The following is a 19,415-nucleotide window of genomic DNA, read 5'->3' as shown; positions in this document are numbered from 1 at the left end:
ATTTCGCGGTATCTGCCTGCTGAAATTCCTCCCAGGAAGTAGGCCGCAAGGGTGCATGTCCCTGACAACAGGGGCATGCACCCAGTTGCATGTCAGGGCTTTGCTGCAGGAAACGCGGACGCGAAGCCGTTTACCGCCGAGAAGCCAGTCAAATGGGCTGCGGAGCAGGCATTTGCCATGCGCGTAAAGATCATCGGATCGGCGGCCGGAGGCGGCTTTCCGCAATGGAATTGCAACTATCGCCTGAGCCGCGCGGCTCGCGCCGGGATGTCCGGCGTGCATTCGCGAACCCAATCATGCATTGCCGCGTCGGCGGACGGGGCAGGCTGGGTTCTCTTCAACGCGTCCCCCGACATTCGCCAGCAGATTGCGCAAACGCCTGAACTGCAGCCCGCAGCCGACGCGCCGCTGCGCTCGACGCCCATCCGCGCGGTGGTGCTGACCAACGCCGACGTGGACCATATCGCCGGTCTGCTTAGCCTGCGTGAGCGACAGCCTTTCGCAATCTATGCAACGGCACAGGTGCTGGCGACGCTGGAGGCGAATTCGATTTTCAATGTTCTCGATCCGGCGATCGTGCCGCGGCGCCTCCTGGCGCCAATGGAGGACCTGGCGATCCGCGATGCGGACGGCCACGAGACCGGTGTGGTCGTCGACGCTTTTCCCGTGCCCGGGAAGATCGCGCTCTATCTCGAGCAAAGAGGCGATCCTAGCGCCGATTTCAGCTCCGACACGGGCGACACGATCGGGGTTCGCATCACCGGCACCGGCAGTCGCGGCGCTGTCTTCTACATCCCGGGCTGCGCGCGCGTCGATGCCTCGCTGCGCACTCGTGTGGCCGATGCCGCCTGCCTTCTGTTCGACGGCACCGTCTACACGGACGACGAGATGATCATTGCCGGCGTCGGCCAGAAAACCGGTGCGCGCATGGGGCACATCGCCATGTCCGGAGAAGCGGGTTCGATTGCCGGCCTGGCCGATGTGAAGATCGGCCGCCGTATCTTCGTCCATGTCAACAACACCAATCCTGTTCTCGACGAGAATTCCGCCGAACACGCGGCGGTCAAAGCGGCTGGCTGGGAAGTCGCCGGCGATGGGATGGAGATGGAATTTTGAGCGATTTCCGCGATGCGGCCGCAGGTGGCCTGTCCAAGAGCGAGCTTGAGGCCGTGCTGCGGCAGGTCGGTGCAGAACGCTATCACAACCGCCATCCTTTCCATCACAGAATGACCAGCGGCGACCTGTCGAAAGCCGAAATGCAGGCCTGGGCGCTGAACCGCTATTGCTACCAGGCCGTCATTCCGCGCAAGGACGCCATGATCCTGGCACATGCCGAGGATCCGGCGTTTCGCGCCGCCTGGCGCAAACGCATCGAGGACCACGACGGCGGGGACGGCTGGAGCGGCGGCATCGCGCGCTGGCTGCATCTGGCAACCTCGCTCGGGCTCGATGCTGAAGCCGTCAAGAGCGAAAGGCTGGCGCTGCCGGCGACCCGTTTCGCCGTCGGCGCCTATCTCTCCTTCTGCACGAACCGGACGCTGCTCGAGGCGGTCGCGTCGTCGCTGACCGAGATGTTCTCGCCGACCATCATCGGCGAGCGCGTGCCGGCGATGCTGGCGAAATACGACTACATCACCGAGGATACGCTGGCCTATTTCAGCCGGCGGCCCGAGCAGGCATCGCGCGATGCCGACTTCGCCCTCGCCTACGTGCTGGGCGACGCCGATACGGCGGAGCGCCAGCAACAGGCGATCGATGCGCTTGTGTTCAAATGCGACATACTCTGGGCCATGCTCGACGCGCTTCAACATGCCTATGGCGCGCCGGGAAACATACCGCCCGGCGCGTTCCGCCCGGAGGCAGTCTGATGATGGCGCTGCGCGAAAGGGCCATTGTGTCGCTGCAATCGGTGCCATCGCTGCCCAAGCATGTGCGCATACAGTACGACCCCGTGCGGCAGGCCTTCGCCGTGCTTTCGCCGGAAAAGGTATTCTGGCCGAACGAGATCAGCCTCGACATATTGCGCCGCTGCGATGGGCGGTCTAGCGTCGGCCACATCATCGCCGATCTTGCCTCCGACTATGACGCCGATCAGGAGGCCGTGGCGGCCGACGTCATCGCCTTTCTGCAGGAATGGTCGGACAAGCTTTTGGTGAAGCTATGAGCGAGCCCATTCTCCCTCCGATCGGCATGCTGGCGGAACTGACGCATCGCTGCCCGCTGCAGTGCCCTTATTGCTCCAACCCGCTCGAATTGCTGAAAGCCAATCGCGAGCTCGACACTGAGACCTGGCTCGATCTCTTCTCGCAGGCCGCCGATCTCGGCGTTCTGCAGGTGCATCTGTCCGGCGGCGAGCCGACGCTGCGCCGGGACCTGGAGCAATTGATCGCCGGGCTTTCGGCTCGCGGTGTCTACACCAACCTCATCACCGCCGGTATCGGCATAGCCGAAGGCCGCATCGAGGCGTTTGCCGAAGCCGGGCTCGACCACCTGCAACTGAGCTTTCAAGGCGCCCGGCCGGCAACTACCGATCGCATCGGCAACCATCGGGGCAGCCACGAAAAGAAGCTTGAGACGGCACGCCGCGCGCGGGTGGTCGGCCTGCCGCTTACCATCAATGCGCCAATCCACCGTCACAATATCGAGGAAGTGCCGGAGTTCATCGATCTTGCCCTTTCGTTGGGTGCGGAGAGGCTCGAGATCGCCAACGTCCAGTACGCCGGCTGGGCGCTGGCCAATCGCGATGCGCTGATGCCCGAACGCGCCGCGGTCGACCGGCAGGCGGACATCGTCGCGGCGGCGCGCGAAAGGCTTACCGGCATTATGAACATCGATTTCGTTCCGCCGGATTATTTCGCCATCTATCCCAAGCCGTGCATGGGCGGCTGGGCGCGCGACGCCTTCATGGTGACGCCCGATGGCACCGTGCTGCCGTGCCACGCCGCGCAGACCATTCCTTCGCTTCGTTTCGAGCGCTTCGGAGAGCGCTCGCTTGCCGCGATCTGGACCGATTCACCGGCATTCAATGCCTTCCGCGGCACCGAGTGGATGCAGGAGCCGTGTCGAAGCTGCGAGCGTCGCGAGGTCGACTGGGGCGGCTGCAGATGTCAGGCGATGGCGATTGCCGGCGATGCCGCGGCAACGGATCCAGCCTGCATCAAGTCGCCGATCCACACTCGCATGGCGATGCTGATCGACGCCGCGTTGGCGGAGGCCACGCCGGTGGCAGATGAAAATGGCGCGGAAGATTTCATTTTCCGGCGGATAGGCGCCACAACTCGGCCGGACGTGCCCGACCATCCGCCAGTCCACCAACCACCGTCGATGGCGACTTTGCGGAGCCGCTGATCATGTCGGATGTCGTTGAGGCTGGCGAACCGCATGAATCGGCAATGCGGCTCGGGCGGCCGCTGTGGAAAGTCCTTTGAGCGTGGAGCCAAAATCCGGTTCAAGATTGAAGGCATGATTTGCCTGGTGGAGTCGCATCCATGGCATCGATTCAATAACCAAAGGGTCGTTGGATCCACCAGTTTCGATATTTTCGCTCGTCGGCAAAGGAACTCGGAAGACCTACAACAAAGGCAGATTGACGAATGAAGGCAATTGTTGTGACGGAGCAGGCCTCTGGAACAGCCGGAATGAGGCTGGTGGAGCGGCCGGAGCCGCAGGCGGCGATAAACGACGTGGTCGTTCAGGTTCATGCGTCGGGATTCGTCCCGACGGAGCTAGCGTGGCCCTCGACCTGGACCGATCGCCTCGACCGTGACCGGACGCCGTCGATCCCCGGACACGAGCTGGCGGGGGTGGTGACCGCTCTCGGCTACGGCACAGCAGGACTGTCGCTGGGACAGCGGGTGTTCGGCCTCGCCGACTGGTATCGTGACGGCACCCTGGCGGAGTATATAGCTATCGAGGCACACAACCTCGCGCCGCTGCCCGGCGACGTCGACTTCACGGTGGGGGCTAGCCTGCCGATCTCGGGACTGACCGCATGGCAGGGGCTGTTTCAGCATGGCCGTCTTCGGGCGGGGCAGAGCGTCCTCGCCCACGGCGCGGCCGGCGCAGTCGGTTCGATGGTGGTGCAACTCGCGCGCGAGGCCGGCGCCTACGTCATCGGAACCGGGCGCACCGCCGACCGTCAGACGGTACTCGACTTCGGTGCGCAGGAGTTTGTAGACCTCGAGAACGACCCTCTGGAAGACGTCGGCCGCGTCGATCTGGCGTTCGATGTCATAGGCGGCGACATCCAGAAGCGCTCTGCAGGCCTGATTCGAGCCGGAGGAACACTGGTGTCGGTCGTCGGCCCACCAGAGGCGCGGCCCGACGACGGCCTGGCGGTCGACTTCGTTGTCGAGTCCGACCGTACCCAACTGTGTGAGATCGTCCAGCGGGTGCGGGACGGACGACTGCGTAAGAATATCGGCAGCATCGCGACCCTCGACGATGCGGTCGCCGCCTTCAACCCGACCGAGCGGCGCAAGGGGAAGACGGTCATCCGCGTTCGTCCGTAAACGGCACGCGCCTATCGTTGCACGCGGCCGGCCGGCGCCATCCGGATCGGCCAGTTGCGTCTCATGAGACCCGCCGGGGTTACCTGGCAACTTCCATGGCCCGGGCATGAGATGTCGAGCGCCTCCAACCCTGCTTAAAGCTATTGATTTAATTGATTATTTCGTGGCTTGTATCAGAAATCTTCCTGCGTTGTTCCGTATGGTTCTGCGACCTGCCGCGCAGGCGAATTCCGCTCCGATATGCTTCCTTAACGCCAATTTCGGATTCCAGGCATCCGAACAAGGGCTCGCTCGCGCCGTTTCTTAGGCTAAGATTGTTCCAACTGGCGGGAGGTCCGTTCCTTGCGAGAAGAGCAACGCAGGCTTGCGGCGATCTTGGCTGCCGACGTGGCAGGTTACTCGCGGCTGATGGCGGCCGACGAGTCGGGAACGCTGGGACGGCTGAGGCGGCTGCGAGCTGAGGTATTCGAGCCCAAGATCGCCCGGTTCCACGGACGCATCGTCGGCTCGGCCGGGGACAGCCTGCTGATCGAGTTTGGGAGCGCGGTTAACGCCGTGCAGTGTGCGATCGAGCTGCAGCGCGAGCTGGGCGGCGAGAACGCCGGGCTCCCCGAAAACCGGCGTATGGCGTTCCGTATGGGCGTAAACCTCGGCGACGTGATCGTCGAAGACGACACCATATACGGAGACGGCGTGAACATCGCGGCACGGCTTGAAAAGCTCGCGGAGCCTGGCGGTGTTTGCATCGGGCGCGCCATTTACGATCAAGTAAAAGGCAAACTCGAATACGTCTATACGGATATCGGCGAGCAACGGGTTCACAATATTGCGGAGCCGGTACGCGCTTACCGTGTCATGTCCGTTGAGCAATCCCCCACCAGCTCGTCCGTGCCGTCGGCCAAGGATGCGCTTCCGTTCCGCAACCGACCATCGATCGCCGTGCTGCCTTTCACCAACATGAGCGGCGACCCGGAGCAGGAATATTTCTCCGACGGCATCACCGAGGACATCATTACGGACCTCAGCAAGGTCGGGGCGCTGGCAGTCACCGCGCGCAACACGACCTTTACCCTCAAAGGCAAGTCGATGGATGTCAGCGAAACGGCGCGGCAATTGCGCGTTTCGCATGTGCTGGAAGGCAGCGTGCGCAAGGCGGGTAGTCGCGTTCGCATCACCGCGCAGCTGATCGACGGGATGAGTGGGCACCATGTGTGGGCCGAGCGCTACGACCGTGATCTCAACGACATATTTGCGCTCCAAGACGAGATCGCGCGGGCCATCGTCGATGCCCTGAAGATCCGGCTGATGCCGGCCGAGTATGCTGCCATCGGCAAGCGCACGACCGAGAACGTCGAAGCCTATCAATATTACCTCATGGGACGGCAGCATTTCTTGCGCCTGGGCCGTCGCAATCACCTTTCCGCCCGACGCCTCTACCAGCGGGCGCTCGAGATAGATCCCGAATACGCGCTGGCGCGGGCCGGGCTGGCGCTAGCTGAAGGCATGTTGCTGAGATCCGGAGATCCCAGCGCAAACCTTATCACCTTGAGCGCCGAGGCGCAGCGCGCGCTGGCTTTGGACTCGACGCTGGCGGAAGCTCACGTGGCCCACGCGATGGCGCATTTCCAGAAGGAGCAAATCGAGCTCGCAGGCGCCGCCTGCCGGCGAGCAATCGCTCTCGATCCCGATCTCTACGAGGCGCACAGGACCTTGGGCGACGTGCTGCGCATGGAGCGCAAGTTTGCAGAGGCCGCGGCCGCCTACGAGAAGGCGGCGCAGGTTGATCGCAACAGCTATGGTGCGATGTGCATGCTCTGGGATTGCCGCAAGACCCTGGGCGACGAGGAGGAAGCCCACAGGCTTTCAGGGGAGTTGCTCACCCGCATCGAGAAAGCCATGCAGCTCTATCCGGACGACGGGGCAGCCTATGCCTATGGTTGTTACATCCTCCACAATCTCGGCCTGGACGAACGCGCCGTGCAGTGGGCCGAGCGCGCGATCACCATCGACCCGGAGGACTATAGCAGCCACTACAATGTCGCGTGTTTCCTGGCGGCGATCGGCGCCGTCGAAAAGGCGATCGACACGTTGGAGCACTGCGTGCCGCAGCTTGGATTGCAGCAAGTGCACTGGATGGCGCAGGACGTGGATATGAATCCTGTGCGCGATCATCCGCGTTATCGGGCGCTGATCGAGCGCCTGGAGGTCAGTTTGGCGAAGGCAGAAGGCCAATCAGGAAGCGGAACCGAAGGACGGCCTTCCGGAGCTTAATGCATGTCGCGCAAAAGTGTGCAGCGGTTTTGCGAAAACGACATGCATAAAAACAAAGACCTAAAAGCGCGTCGCCTGGATCCGTTTCATCGCGACGCGCTTTTAGAGCCATTTCCCGCTCGGGACTGCGAGACGGCTTTGGGTCATGACATCCGATTCCGAAAGGCCGTGTTGCGCCGGTCGGTGACGCTGCGCCGCCGAACGACGCAAGCCGAATGAGGGATCACAAGCCCCACACCACAGCCTGTTTACGGCGCTTGGTCAGGTGCCTCAGCGATTGAGCACAATGCAGATAGATATATATCTGTTTCATTGCCGAGGTTTTCTATGAGCGAGCAAAATCGATATTCCTGGCGGGAGCGCATGACGATCCTCGGCGATGTCGAGGCGTCATCCTTCCTTCCGTGGATCGAGCGTCATGCCGCCAAGCTCGGGCTCTCGCAGGCCATATGCGTTGCCGGTCCCGATCGGATTGAGCTCGACGTCGCCGGTCCGGCCGAACTGATCGATATGATGGAGATGGGGTGCTCCCTTGGACCAATCGATGTCTGGGTCGAGACCATTCGCCGGACGCCGATCGACAACGAATCGAGCTAGGGTTTGAAGCTCGCTGCCCTGCCCGGGAGACGGGATGCCCCTTTTTTAGGCATTATTGTCAGTGAGGAAATATTGTGCAAACGTGACCGGGCTTATTAGCAAATCCCTTGACCGCGAAGCTGTGCTCGGGAAGATGCTGATGTCATTTGAAAGTTGACGTATGCCACCCTATCCGACCGGCTCATGGATGCCAGTTGCCCTCTCTGCGGACTTGCCGGCGGGAACCGTGATGCCGGCGCTATCCCCAGTCGGACCGATTGCCCTTTGGCGAAGCCGCTCCGGCCGTGCTGCGGCCTGTGCCGATAGATGCCCTCATCGCGGCATGCGGCTTTCCCATGGCTTCGTGCGCGGTGAGGCCCTGTCCTGCATCTATCACGGCTGGAGCTATGCCCAGGCGGGAAACTGCCTGCGCATTCCGGCCCATCCGGGGCTGGCGCCGCCGGAGACGATTCGCGTCGCGACCCAGGCGGTCGAGGACAGCGGCGGGCTCATATGGATTTCCGTCGGCGAAGCCGCTGCCCTGCCGCCGCGGCTCGACGGCCTTGCCCCGCTGCGCTCCATGATGGTGGAGGCGGACGTCGCGGCGCTGGAGGCGGCCGCGGGCGCGAAGGCCAACGACGGCCTGCTCGACCATACCCACGATGGCCGGACGCTGCGGCTGCTGCTTGCCCCCGAAGGGGAAGCGCGGACGCTCATGCATGTTCTGGTGGGCGAGGACGCCAATCCGACCGAGCGGATCGCCGCGTCGCGGGCCGCCGAAACGCTGCGACGGGCGGCCGAGGGCATTCGGCGCGGCAGGGCCGTCCAATGACCCGCAGCGCAATGATCGACGAATGGTATCCGGTCGGCCTCGCCAGCCAGCTCGATGCGCAGGGGCGCAAGACGGCCCTCATGGGCGAACCGATCGAGGTGCGGCTCGGCGACGACGGAAACGCCAAGGTCACCGGCGGCAACGGACGCGCCCTGCCGGTCTGCGTGCGCTATGGCCATGTCTGGGCGTCGCCCGGTGATCCGCAGAAGGCGCTGTTTGCGATCCACGAGGCCGATCAGCCCGGCCGCCGGCTTGTCGATGTCGGAGTGGTGCGCGTGCGCTGCTCGCCGTTGCGCGCGGTGGAGAACTTCCTGGACATTGCGCATTTTCCGTTCGTCCATACCGACATATTGGGGGCCGAACCGCATACGGAGGTCCAGAACTACAAGGTCGAGATCCGCGAGGACGAGGACGAGGTTTGGGCGACCCAGGTTAAGTTCTACCAGCCGCAGGCCGCCAAGTCGGCGGAAGGCGGCATAACCACGGAATACATGTATCGCGTGCCTGCGCCGACCTGCTCGATCCTTTACAAGACCTGTCCGCCGCGCCCGGGCGAATGGGACGTCATCACGCTTTTCGTGCAGCCTCTTGCCGAAGACCTGTGCGACGTGTGGCCATGGATGGCGCTGTTCGACGACGAGACGCCCATGACGGACCTGATCCATTTTCAGCAGACGATCTTCGTCCAGGACCGGTCGATCCTTGAAAACCAGATTCCGGGGCTGCTGCCGCTCGATCCCGGCATGGAGATTCCCACGCGAGCCGACCTGACGTCGGTTGCCTACCGGCGTTGGCTGAAACGCCATAGCTACACCTACGGCGCGCAACTGGTGGCGCAATGAAGCTCTACGACTACGTGCTGTCGCCGAGCTGCTACAAGGCGCGCCTGATGGCTGCGCTGGCCGGGGTGAAGCTCGACATCCGGCCCGTCGACTTCCATCCCGGTGCCGAGCATCGCGGCCCCGAACTTATGGCGCTCAACCCGGCGGGTTCGATCCCGATCCTGGAGGATGGCGACCTCATCCTGACCGAATCCTCGGCCATGCTTGTCTACCTCGCCGCGAAAGCGGCACCGCAATGGCTGGGCAGCGATACGGCCGGAGAGGCGGCGCGCATCCAGCAATGGCTTTCCTTCTCGCATCGGCTCACCGCCAGCCTGGGGGCGGCGCGCCTGCATGAGATGCTGCTGCGTCCGGGCAATATCGATGTCCTTCAGGGACAGGGGACAACGGCCCTGCGGGAGCTGGAAGCCGGTCTCGTCGAACAGCATATCCGCGGCCAGCGCTTCCTCGCGTCGGACCGGCCGAGTGTCGCCGACATCGCCTGCTTTCCCTATGTGGCGCTGGCGCCGGACGGCGGCGTCTCGCTCGATCCCTATCCCGTGATCCGGCTGTGGTCGCGGGCGATCCGCGGTCTCGACGGCTTCATCGAGATGCCCGGCATCCACCGGCTGCACGAGCTCAGACCCGAGCCCGTCCCAGGCGAGGCCTGACGTGGCGGGCTATCTGTTGAAGAACTGCGCTGCGGTCATCGTGGACGATGGCAACGGTCCGCGCGTCGGTCGCAATGTCGATGTGTTGACCGACGGCCCGGCGATACGGGCCATCGGCGAAGGCCTCGACAAGGGGGAGCTGCCCGTCGGGACCGTCGCGCAGGATTCTGCCGGCTGGTTCGTCTATCCCGGCCTCGTCAACACCCATCACCACTTCTTTCAGTGCTTCGTGCGCAACCGCGCCGATCTGGACTGGACGAAGCTGTCGGTCATCGAATGGCTCGACCGCATCTATCCCATCTTCTCGCGGCTGACCGAGGAGTGTTTCTACCACGTATCGGTCACGGCCATGGCGGAGTTGATAAAGCACGGCTGCACGACGGCGTTCGACCATCAGTACTGCTTTCCGCGGCATGCCGGCAAAAGGCTGATCGACCGACAGTTCGAGGCGGCCGAACTGCTCGGCATGCGCTTCCATGCCGGACGTGGCGGCAACACGCTGCCGAAATCGGAAGGCTCGACCATCCCCGACGCCATGCTGGAAACGACGGACGAGTTCATCGCCGACTGCGCCCGGCTGATCGACGCCTACCATGATGCCGGTCGCTTCGGCATGCGCCAGGTCGTCGTCGCGCCCTGCCAGCCGGTCAACTGCTATCGCGAGACATTCGTGGAATCGGTGGCGCTGGCGCGCGACCGCAAGGTGCGCATGCATACCCATGTCGGCGAGGGCGAAAGCCCGGTCATTCAGGCCCGCCATGGCCTGCGCACCGTGGACTATTGCGCGGAGATAGGCTTCTGCGGGTCGGATGCCTTCTATGCCCATTGCTGGGAGCTGACCCACGACGAGCTGCGCAAGATGGCCGCCAGCGGCACCGGCGTCGCGCACTGCCCGGAGCCGGTCTATCTCGTCGGCGCCGAAATCACCGACATACCGGCGATGTCGACCCTCGGGCTCGTTGTGGGCTTGGGTTGCGACGGCGCCGCCTCGAACGACAATTCCAACCTGATGCACTGCATCCATTCCGCCTACATGCTGCAATGCCTGTCGGCGTCGACACGTGACCATCCGGTTCCGCCGCCGGCCGATTTCCTCGGCTATGCGACAACCGGGGGCGCGGCGCTGCTCGGGCGCGGCGACATCGGCAGGCTGTCGCCCGGCATGGCCGCCGACCTGTTCGCCATCGACACGCGGCGCATGGACTATGTCGGCACGCGGCACGATCCGCTGAGCCTGCTGGCCAAGGTGGGCATCGGCACGCCGACCGACATGACGATGATCAACGGCCGCATCGTCTGGGCCAAGGGAGAATTCCCGGGCTCGACGAGGCCAGGCTGTTCGCGCAAGCCGAGGCGGCGCTCGCGACCGTGGAACTCTAGAAGCCAAAACCAAAAGCAAGGGGAACCGACATGCTGACAAATCTTACCCGCAGAAGATTGATGAAGGGCGCTGCCGCTACCGGGCTCGTCGCCGCGGTGGGCAGCCGCGCGCTTGCCGCCGACGAACCGCTGGGCATCGTGCTTGTGGTCCCCTCGCCGGTCGGCGACGTCGGCTGGGGCCGTGCGCTGGCCGACGGGCTCGAGCCGGTCAAGGCCGCCTACGGCGACAAGGTGAAGGTCACCATCATCGAGAACATTCAGGAAGGCCCCGACGCCGACCGCATCATGAACAAGGCGGTCGCCGACGGGAACAAGTTCCTGATCGCCGGTTCCTTCGGCTACCAGAACGGCGCCCTGCAGATCGCGCGCCGCAATCCCGACGTCACCGTGCTGCACGCTTCCGGTTTCCAGGTGGCGCCGAACTTCTCGCCCTTTGCTGCCCAATATTCCCAGGGCACCTACCTGATGGGCATGGCGGCGGCCGCGCGTTCGAAGACCGGCAAGCTCGGCTCGGTCTCCGCCTTCGCCATTCCCGAGCTGATCACCTCCATCAACGCTTTCACGCTGGGGGCGCAGGCGGTGAAGCCCGATGTCGAGGTTTCGGTCGTATGGGTGAACTCCTGGTTCGATCCGGCCAAGGAGCAGGAAGCCGCCAAGGCGCTGCTGGCGCAGAAATGCGACGTCATCTTCTCCAACGCGCAGGACACGCCTTCCGTCGTTGCGGCCTGCGAGGAGGCCGGCATCCCCGCCTTCAACCTCAACTCGTCGATGAAGAAATACGCGCCCAAGACTTATCTCGGCTGCGTGGCGACCGATTGGTCGCCCTTCTTCAAAGCCTCGGTCGATGCCCACCTTGCCGGTACCTTCAAGGGAGCCAACGCCTTCTTGGGTGTCGGTGACAAGGTTGTCGAAGTCGTCGATTGGAACCCGGGCATCCCGGCCGACATCATGACCAAGATCAAGGAGGTTGAAGCCAAGATCGCCGACGGCAGCTTCTCGCCCTTTGCCGGTCCGATCGCCAAGGCCGACGGCAGCGAAGGCGTCCCCGCCGGCAAGACAATGACCGAGGCCGAGATCGTCGCCATGGACTGGCACGTCAAGGGTGTCACCACGCCGCTGCCCAAGTAATCCATGACCGCCCCGCTTCTGTCGCTGCGCGGCATCTCCAAGAGCTACGGCCAGATCCATGCCAATCGGGACATCGATCTGGACGTGGCTCCGCGCTCGATCCACGCGATCCTAGGAGAGAACGGGGCGGGCAAATCGACGCTGATGAAGCTGATCTACGGCGTCGAGCAGCCGGACGCCGGAACGGCGAGCTGGAAAGGAGAGCCCCTCGCGCTCGCGTCCCCGGCGGATGCGAGACGCAAGGGGATCGGCATGGTCTTCCAGCATTTCTCGTTGTTCGAGACGCTGACGGTGGTGGAGAACATCCGGCTGGTCGTGCCCGGGAAAAAATCGGATCTTGCGCAAGGCATCCGCAAGCTCGGCCGCGACTTCGGCCTGGAGGTCGATCCACTTGCCCACGTGCACGCGCTCTCGGTCGGAGAGCGGCAGCGGGTGGAAATCATCCGCTGCCTGATGACCCGACCGCAGCTCCTGATCCTCGACGAACCGACCTCCGTCCTGCCGCCGCAATCGGTGGACAAGCTTTTCGAGACGTTGCGGCGGCTGCGCGACGGCGGCGTGTCGATTCTGTTCATCTCGCACAAGCTGGAGGAGATCCGCGCGGTCTGCGACCGCGCGACCATCCTGCGCGGCGGGCGCATCACGGGCCATGTGGATCCCCGCAACCACGACGCGCACGACCTCGCCCGCATGATGATCGGCCGCGACATGCCGCAGCCCATGCCGGCGCTTGCGCATTCCGGCGGGGAAAAGCGCCTTGAAATCGTCGGCCTAGAGCATCGGCCGGACGATCCCTTCGCCGCGACGCTTTCCGACGTCAGCCTGACGGTCCGGGCGGGCGAGATCCTCGGTATCGCGGGCATATCGGGCAACGGGCAGAGCGAGCTCGCGGCGCTGATCTCGGGCGAGACGGTGCTGCCGCGGGAAAAGTCACAGCGTATCTTCATGATGGGAAGGGACGTCGGCCCACTCGATGCGGCTGCCCGCCGGCGGCTGGGCTTCGCCTTCGTTCCGGAGGAACGGCTGGGCCGCGGCGCGGTGCCCGAAATGTCGCTCGTCCTCAACAGCCTCCTGACCGCCCATCCCTCCGGCCTCTTGAAACGCGGCCTCGTCGACACGGCCCGCGCGAAGGCTTTCGCCGACGACTGCATCCGGCAATACGACGTGCGCACGCCGGGTTCCGAAACGGAGGCCGGGGCGCTTTCGGGAGGCAATCTGCAGAAGTTCATCGTAGGCCGCGAGATCATGCTGTCCCCGAAATTGCTGTTCGTGGCGCAGCCCACCTGGGGCGTGGACATCGGCGCCGCATCCGCCATCCGCCGGCGCCTTGTCGCGCTGCGCAACGAAGGCATGGCCATCCTGGTCATCTCGGAGGAACTGGAGGAACTGTTCGAGCTCTGCGATTCGATCCAGGTGATCCATCAGGGCCGGCTGAGCCCGCCGCTGGTGACGCGCGACACCAAACCCGAGGAGGTCGGCCGCTACATGATCGGTGCGCAATCGACGGCCGAAAAGGTCCCCGCATGAGCGCTCTGTCCCGGCCGTTCCTTCCCGTACTGGTTCGCCGGGAACACGCCTCGCTTGCAATCAAGCTGGTCGCCCCGCCCACCGCGCTCGGTCTGGCTACGCTGCTCAATCTCGGGCTCTATCTCCTGATCGGCCGCGATCCGGTCGCCGTTTTCCACGCGATGCTTCTGGAACCCTTCCTGTCCTGGGCCTCCTTCTCGGAAGTCCTGCTGAAGATGGGGCCGCTGCTGCTGATCGCGCAGGGGCTTGCCATCGGCTTTCGCGCAAAGGTGTTCAACATCGGCGCCGAGGGCCAGTTCATCCTCGGCGCGATCTTCGCATCGGCCATTCCCATTTGGCTCCCGCAGGCGACGGGCCAGTGGATTTGGCCCGCCATGCTCGTCCTCGGCGCACTGGGCGGCGCGCTTTGGGCCTCGCTCACCGCGTTCTGGCGCGTGCGGCTCAACGCAAACGAGATTCTCGTTTCGCTCATGCTGGCGCTCGTTGCCGCGCAGGTACTCAACTATCTGCTTCTCGGTCCCTGGAAGGACCCGGCCGGCTTCAACTTCCCGCAGTCGGTGATGTTCCAGTACGACGCGATGGTGCCGATCCTGATCCCCGGCACCCGCGTCAACGTCTCGCTGCTTATCGCCTTCGCGTTCTCCCTCTCAGCCTGGGTCTTCATGCAGAGGAGTTTCGCCGGCTACAAGCTGCAGGTCGGCGGCCTCGCGCCGCGCGCGGCCGGATACGCCGGCTTCAATGAAGGACGCGCGATCTGGCTTTCCCTCCTCATCGGCGGCTTCGCGGCAGGCCTCGCCGGGGCGGCCGAGGTGGCCGGGCCGCTCGGCCAGTTGCAGCGCTCCATCTCGACCGGCTACGGCTATGCGGCCATCATCGTGGCCTATCTCGGTGGCCTTCACCCGATAGGCATCGTTTTTTCCGCGCTGCTCATGGCGGCCTTCTATATCGGTGGCGACAACGCCATGGTCTCGGCAAACCTGCCAGTCGCCGCGGTCCGGGTTTTCCAGGGCAGCCTGCTGCTCGCCTATCTCGTCGCCATCGCCTTCGTCCGCTACCGGCTCGAATGGCGCCATGCCGCTCACGGAAGCGCTCCATGAATGCTCTCGAGTTCATCGTTGCCGGAATGCTGGCGGCGGCCACGCCGTTCCTTTTGGCGGCGCTTGGGGAAATGGTGGCCGAGCGGGCCGGCGTCCTCAATCTCGGCGTGGAGGGACTGATGGCCCTGGGGGCGGTCATCGCCTTCATCATCGTCTATCACGGCGGCGGTCACCTCCTGGGTTTCGTCGCCGCGGGCCTCGCCAGCACGGCTCTTTCCCTTGTCTTTGCCGTCATTGCGCTGGGGTTCCGCGCCAACCAGGTCGCGGTGGGTCTCGCCATCGGCATACTCGGCCAGGGCCTCTCGGCACTGTTCGGCAAGAGCTATGAGAGCCTCACGGTCAAAGGCCTACCGAAGCTTTCATTGCCCTGGCTTTCAGATATCCCGGTCGTCGGCGGCCTGTTCGTCGAGGACGTCGTCGTGTGGCTCTCGCTTGCTGCGACCGTCGCCATCTGGGCGATATTCGCCTACACCAAGACCGGCCTTGTCGTGCGCGCCGTCGGCGAGAATCCCAAGGCGGCCCGGGCGCTCGGCTATCCGGTAATCGCCGTGCGTTTCGCCGCGGTCGCTTTCGGCGGCGCGTTGGCGGGTTTCGCCGGTGCCTACGCGGCCGTGGTCTACACTCCGCTCTGGGCCGATGGCATGATCGCCGGGCGCGGCTGGATCGCGATCGCGCTCGTGGTCTTCGGCACTTGGCTTACCAGCCGTATCTTCCTCGGTGCTTGCCTCTTCGGCGCCGTGTCCCTCGCAAGCCTCGCAGCCCAGACAACTGGGCTCGACGTTTCCTCGCAACTTCTATCGAGCCTACCTTATCTGGTGACAATCGTCGTGCTGGGCATCATTTCTTCGAACCGGCGTCTGCTCAAGCTCAACGGCGTGGCTTCGCTGGGAGAGCCTTTCGAACAATAGTGTCGCTCGCCGCCCCCGCGCGCAATAACGCGACATCTGAGCGCAGATCGCACCGTCCCTGGGGCATGAAGGGCTGCGCGCAACCCTCAAGACCATGCCTTAAAATGCCGAGCTGATCCCGGGCCAATCCTGCCGGCAATGCCAGCCTGACCGACACCGCCTTCGTCCGACGTCACATCAATTCCTGCTACTTCACGATGGTGGCGGCTGGGAGGCCGGCAGAGGTGCCGGCTTCAAAAACGATGAACGCAACGCACCAACGCCGATTGCTAATCGCCGATGGGCAACGTTTTCTACAGGAAATCAATACGTTAGCGGCTGGTTCGCCAACCCATTTCCTTCGTATTCTCTCGTATGGTCTGGCGAGCCCGATGACCGAAACGAAGAGTGATTTGAAGCGCCGTACTATGCGCAATTGAACCCTGCTTAGGGTGATAGCTCCCTCTTTTGGAAGTTTCACTGGACGAGGCCGGGCATGATGCTTTGTTCTGACTGAAAATCGCCCAGCCAGCTCGCGCGGGCATGGATCACGTTCAACCACGCGCGCCCGATGAGATATCGCAGCACCAAATTGTGCTGCTCTAGGTAGTTTCCCCTAGGGACATAACCGAATTTCGGAATTCCCGGATTCGCGCGATTGCTGTTGTCACGGATCAACCGGGAAGACAGCCATGTATGCTCAAGCGAATGCCCAGATCGAACTGCCGCAGCATATCCCGCACCATACCTCCGCTCTCGTCTTCGAGGGTGCGCCGGTGCAGCCGGTCAGCTTCTTCCCTGCAGGCGCGGAGATCTATGCCCAAGGCGAGAAGGCGGGCGCTCTCTATCAGGTCGAATTCGGCGCCGTCCGCATCTACCGCCTGCTTGCCGACGGTCGCAGGCAGATCAGTGCGTTCCATCTGGCGGGAGAAACTTTCGGTTTCGAAGCAGACGCCACTCACCATTTCTTCGCCGAAGCGATCAACGCAACCGGCGTGCGGGTCTTTCGCGCTCCCTCAGGCATGGACGTGTCCCGGCAGCTCCTGCCCCTTGCCCTCAAGGGCCTGACCCGTGCGCAGGAACATCTTCTTGTGCTTGGCCGTCAGAACGCCATCGAGCGCGTTGCGGCATTCCTGATCGAAATGTCTGAGCGTCAGGGCGGGCTGCGGCAGGTGGAATTGCCTATGTCGCGGAACGACATCGGCGACTATCTCGGCCTCACCATCGAAACCGTCTCGCGGGTCTTCACCCGCCTCAAGGAGAAAGGCGTGATCCGCCTGCTCAGCCTGCGCAGCATCGAAATCCTCAAGCGGGAAACCCTGCTGGCGATGGGGGAATGAAATCATTCGGGCCAATCGCCCCTGCATCGATCTAGGAAGGGACGGCAATGAAAAGCACGCTTACAACTCACACCGGATTTCGCTTCGAAGCGCGCCGTGCAGGTCCTGAGGACGAGCCACTCGTCGCCGAATTCTTCACCCATGTGACGCCGGAGGATCTGCGCTTCCGCTTCCTGGGAGCCGTGCGGCAAGTTTCGCATGAGCGGCTGGTGGCGATGACCCGCTCCGATGATCCGCATATCCATAATTTCCTGGCCTTCTCGACCGAGGGAATGCTGATAGCGGTGGCGACGCTTGCCGCCGATCCAGCCGACCGGTGTGGCGAGGTCGCCATCTGCATTCGCGAGGATCGCAAGCATCTCGGCGTCGGCTGGGAGTTTCTCGCCTATATCGCGCGATACGCCGATGAGCAGGGTATCGAGACGATCGAGTCGATCGAGAGCCGCGAAAATCGCGCGGCTATCGAGCTCGAGCGCGACATGGGCTTCACCGTCGCAACGGATCCCGATGACCCGACGCTCGTCCTGGTTCGGCGGAAACTCGGTGCCAAGCCACCGGGCTAAGTCCCAATATCCTGCCACGGGGCAGATCAGACCGTTTCGAGGTCGAGGAGTTCCATAGCCACCGCACGTTCCTCGTCGGCCGGAACCAACGCTTCGCCGCCGCGATTCAAACCGTCATCGATAACAACGCCAAGCCACGCGGCAGCCTCGCAGATCCTTTGCCGGATTTGAGGCGCATGCTCGCCGATGCCAGCGGTGAACACGAGTGTGTCGAGCCCTCCAAGCGCGGCTGCGAGCGATCCGATCTCACGCCCGATACGGTAGACGAAGAAATCGATGGCACGACGTGCCGCGGCATCTTTCGACGCAAGCAGCGTCTGCATATCGCCGGAAATGCCGGATATCCCCAGCAAGCCGGAACGCTCGTAAAGCAATTCGGTCAATTGATCGGGCGACAGCTTCCGGTCCTGCAGGAGATGCAGGATCACGCCGGGATCGATGGCGCCGCAACGCGTGCTCATGAGAAGACCGTCGAGCGTCGAAAACCCCATGGTGGTGGCGGCGCTTGCCCCTGCCATCATGGCGCACAAGCTCGCTCCACTGCCGAGATGGGCGACGACCGGTCGGTGTCAAGACCGGCCGCCATCGCTCTAACCGGCGAGGAATGAGCGGGCTTTGATCCATCGTAAACACCAGACCAGGAGAAGGCGCCTCCAAAACGCACGTCAGGCTGCGGCCTCGTTGAGGAGCAAGAGAGCGCGTCTTTGCTTCAGAGCAACGAACAGGTCGGAAAGCTCAGGCAGGAAGTCTGTTTGCAAATGCGGACAATCGGCATGAAACGCAAATTGAACGACGATACGACGATGGACGGGATCATGCGCGAGACGCCGGCGGCAATCCGCGTCGTGCTCCAGCATGGAATGCTCTGCGTCGGCTGCCCGATCGCTTCCTTTCACACCGTTTCCGAAGCGGCGCGCGAGCATGATCTCGACGAGGACCAGCTTCGCCGTGACCTGCAGGCGGCTATCGACGCCGGTGGAGCGGGCTAGCTCTTGGTCGCGCGGCCTTCGGCGATGACAAGCAGCCGATGCGGCTCGACCACGACCACCCTTTGCCGTCCGCTCTTGACGAGCCCCTGGTCCTCCCAGGCGGAAAGCAGCCGGCTTACCGTATGAAGCGTGGTGCCCGTCATTTCCGCGACGTCCTGGCGTGAAATCGGGAAGTCGATCAGAATCCCTTCCTCGGTCTTTTTCCCCGACTGCTTGATAAGCTTGAGCAGCGCATGCGCGACGCGCTGCTCCACCTGTTCGGTGGACATCTCGATGACGCGCGCATGCGCATCCTGCAGCCTGCTCCCCACCGCCTTGTAGGTATTGGCGCTGAAGCTCGGAAAGCTCGCCGCGAATGTGGACCAGAGCTGGCTTGGCCAGGCAAGCACCACGCAGTCGACAGCCGCGATGGCGTTTGCCGGATAGGTCGTCCGACCAAGCGCACTGGCGATCCCCATCAACTCGCCCGGGCTGATGTATCGCACGGTCACCTCGTGCCCATCCGCGGTCGATTTCACCACGCGCACATGGCCGTCGAGCAGCAGGAAAAAGGAATGCGCCTCCTGCTCCTGCTCGAACACCGGCTGATCCTTGGCGATCCGAATGGACCTCGCTTGCCCGATTATGCGATCGAGATCCGCGGCAGCGATCCCCTCGAAGAGGGACAGCCCGGCAATCAATGATCGATCAAGGCTCGCCAACCGCCTTTCCTCCCCAACTTCAACGGCGCAACGCGCTCGGACCCCTGCCCGACTGTGTCACGGACGACCGCCCGTCGACAAGTGAGCCTCTTGTCGCTGCGGCCCGGCAATCATTCGCTTG

The 19,415-nt window shown here is 63.6% G+C and carries 19 protein-coding genes and 2 pseudogenes; 19 read left to right on the top strand and 2 right to left on the bottom strand.

Annotation, left to right across the window (positions count from 1 at the left end):
* The first annotated feature begins 177 nt into the window (after positions 1-177).
* From pqqB to ABID26_RS09090, 18 genes and pseudogenes are all read left to right on the top strand, one after another.
* Entirely contained in the window at positions 178-1,116 is a 939-nt protein-coding gene (gene pqqB, locus ABID26_RS09175) for a pyrroloquinoline quinone biosynthesis protein PqqB (RefSeq protein ID WP_292371298.1), read from the top strand.
* Positions 1,113-1,868 (top strand): pyrroloquinoline-quinone synthase PqqC, encoded by a 756-nt coding sequence (gene pqqC / locus ABID26_RS09170; RefSeq protein ID WP_292371299.1) that lies wholly within the window; start codon positions 1,113-1,115, stop codon positions 1,866-1,868. The genes pqqB and pqqC overlap by 4 nt, the downstream gene beginning before the upstream one ends.
* Positions 1,868-2,164, top strand: coding sequence for a pyrroloquinoline quinone biosynthesis peptide chaperone PqqD (gene pqqD / locus ABID26_RS09165; RefSeq protein ID WP_126098965.1), 297 nt, complete (start codon positions 1,868-1,870; stop codon positions 2,162-2,164). The genes pqqC and pqqD overlap by 1 nt, the downstream gene beginning before the upstream one ends.
* The gene (gene pqqE, locus ABID26_RS09160) at positions 2,161-3,348 is read left to right on the top strand and encodes a pyrroloquinoline quinone biosynthesis protein PqqE (RefSeq protein WP_292301167.1); all 1,188 of its coding nucleotides are present in this window, start codon (positions 2,161-2,163) and stop codon (positions 3,346-3,348) included. Before pqqD ends, pqqE begins: the two co-directional genes overlap by 4 nt.
* A gap of 245 nt (positions 3,349-3,593) precedes the next feature.
* A complete protein-coding gene (locus tag ABID26_RS09155) occupies positions 3,594-4,511 on the top strand; it encodes an NADP-dependent oxidoreductase (RefSeq protein ID WP_354414998.1) in 918 nt (305 codons plus the stop codon).
* A gap of 342 nt (positions 4,512-4,853) precedes the next feature.
* The gene (locus tag ABID26_RS09150) at positions 4,854-6,782 is read left to right on the top strand and encodes an adenylate/guanylate cyclase domain-containing protein (RefSeq protein ID WP_292344258.1); all 1,929 of its coding nucleotides are present in this window, start codon (positions 4,854-4,856) and stop codon (positions 6,780-6,782) included.
* A 3-nt stretch (positions 6,783-6,785) separates the two neighbouring features.
* Positions 6,786-7,001: a hypothetical protein gene (locus ABID26_RS09145; RefSeq protein ID WP_292344257.1), complete on the top strand. Its 216-nt coding sequence runs from the start codon at positions 6,786-6,788 to the stop codon at positions 6,999-7,001.
* A 108-nt stretch (positions 7,002-7,109) separates the two neighbouring features.
* The gene (locus ABID26_RS09140) at positions 7,110-7,379 is read left to right on the top strand and encodes an acylphosphatase (RefSeq protein ID WP_292344256.1); all 270 of its coding nucleotides are present in this window, start codon (positions 7,110-7,112) and stop codon (positions 7,377-7,379) included.
* Positions 7,380-7,539: 160 nt separating this feature from the next.
* Positions 7,540-8,190: a Rieske (2Fe-2S) protein gene (locus ABID26_RS09135; protein WP_292344255.1), complete on the top strand. Its 651-nt coding sequence runs from the start codon at positions 7,540-7,542 to the stop codon at positions 8,188-8,190.
* Positions 8,187-9,032 carry an aromatic ring-hydroxylating oxygenase subunit alpha gene (locus ABID26_RS09130; RefSeq protein WP_292344254.1) on the top strand — a complete coding sequence of 282 codons (846 nt, stop codon included), beginning with the start codon at positions 8,187-8,189 and terminating at the stop codon, positions 9,030-9,032. Before ABID26_RS09135 ends, ABID26_RS09130 begins: the two co-directional genes overlap by 4 nt.
* Complete coding sequence (locus ABID26_RS09125; RefSeq protein ID WP_292301158.1) at positions 9,029-9,682, top strand: glutathione S-transferase family protein; 654 nt, start codon at positions 9,029-9,031, stop codon at positions 9,680-9,682. Before ABID26_RS09130 ends, ABID26_RS09125 begins: the two co-directional genes overlap by 4 nt.
* Position 9,683: 1 nt before the next feature.
* Positions 9,684-11,062 (top strand): annotated as a pseudogene (locus ABID26_RS09120) (amidohydrolase).
* Between the two features lie 33 nt (positions 11,063-11,095).
* Positions 11,096-12,190, top strand: coding sequence for a BMP family ABC transporter substrate-binding protein (locus ABID26_RS09115; protein ID WP_189521549.1), 1,095 nt, complete (start codon positions 11,096-11,098; stop codon positions 12,188-12,190).
* Positions 12,191-12,193: 3 nt separating this feature from the next.
* Positions 12,194-13,717, top strand: coding sequence for an ABC transporter ATP-binding protein (locus ABID26_RS09110; protein ID WP_292301155.1), 1,524 nt, complete (start codon positions 12,194-12,196; stop codon positions 13,715-13,717).
* A complete protein-coding gene (locus tag ABID26_RS09105; protein ID WP_292301140.1) occupies positions 13,714-14,814 on the top strand; it encodes an ABC transporter permease in 1,101 nt (366 codons plus the stop codon). The genes ABID26_RS09110 and ABID26_RS09105 overlap by 4 nt, the downstream gene beginning before the upstream one ends.
* Positions 14,811-15,722 (top strand): ABC transporter permease, encoded by a 912-nt coding sequence (locus tag ABID26_RS09100; RefSeq protein ID WP_292301138.1) that lies wholly within the window; start codon positions 14,811-14,813, stop codon positions 15,720-15,722. The genes ABID26_RS09105 and ABID26_RS09100 overlap by 4 nt, the downstream gene beginning before the upstream one ends.
* 671 nt (positions 15,723-16,393) lie before the next feature.
* Complete coding sequence (locus ABID26_RS09095) at positions 16,394-17,041, top strand: helix-turn-helix domain-containing protein (RefSeq protein ID WP_292301136.1); 648 nt, start codon at positions 16,394-16,396, stop codon at positions 17,039-17,041.
* A 47-nt stretch (positions 17,042-17,088) separates the two neighbouring features.
* Entirely contained in the window at positions 17,089-17,604 is a 516-nt protein-coding gene (locus ABID26_RS09090) for a GNAT family N-acetyltransferase (protein WP_292344253.1), read from the top strand.
* 26 nt (positions 17,605-17,630) lie between these two features.
* Here the strand turns inward: ABID26_RS09090 and ABID26_RS09085 are convergent.
* Positions 17,631-18,170 (bottom strand): annotated as a pseudogene (locus ABID26_RS09085) (acetate/propionate family kinase); the annotation flags it as partial.
* A 207-nt stretch (positions 18,171-18,377) separates the two neighbouring features.
* On the opposite strand from ABID26_RS09085, the gene ABID26_RS09080 reads away from it, so the two are divergent.
* Positions 18,378-18,593 carry a DUF1858 domain-containing protein gene (locus ABID26_RS09080; RefSeq protein ID WP_126098951.1) on the top strand — a complete coding sequence of 72 codons (216 nt, stop codon included), beginning with the start codon at positions 18,378-18,380 and terminating at the stop codon, positions 18,591-18,593.
* On the opposite strand, the gene ABID26_RS09075 is transcribed toward ABID26_RS09080, so the two are convergent.
* On the bottom strand, positions 18,590-19,294 hold the full coding sequence (locus ABID26_RS09075) for a Crp/Fnr family transcriptional regulator (protein ID WP_126098950.1): 705 nt from the start codon (positions 19,292-19,294) through the stop codon (positions 18,590-18,592). The genes ABID26_RS09080 and ABID26_RS09075 overlap by 4 nt on opposite strands.
* Positions 19,295-19,415 lie beyond the last annotated feature (121 nt).

This window comes from Mesorhizobium shonense (assembly GCF_040545255.1).
In the GTDB taxonomy this organism is placed as follows: Bacteria; Pseudomonadota; Alphaproteobacteria; order Rhizobiales; family Rhizobiaceae; genus Mesorhizobium; species Mesorhizobium shonense.
The sequence above is the reverse complement of the archived record's forward strand: the minus strand, read 5'-3'. Positions and strand labels throughout refer to the sequence as shown.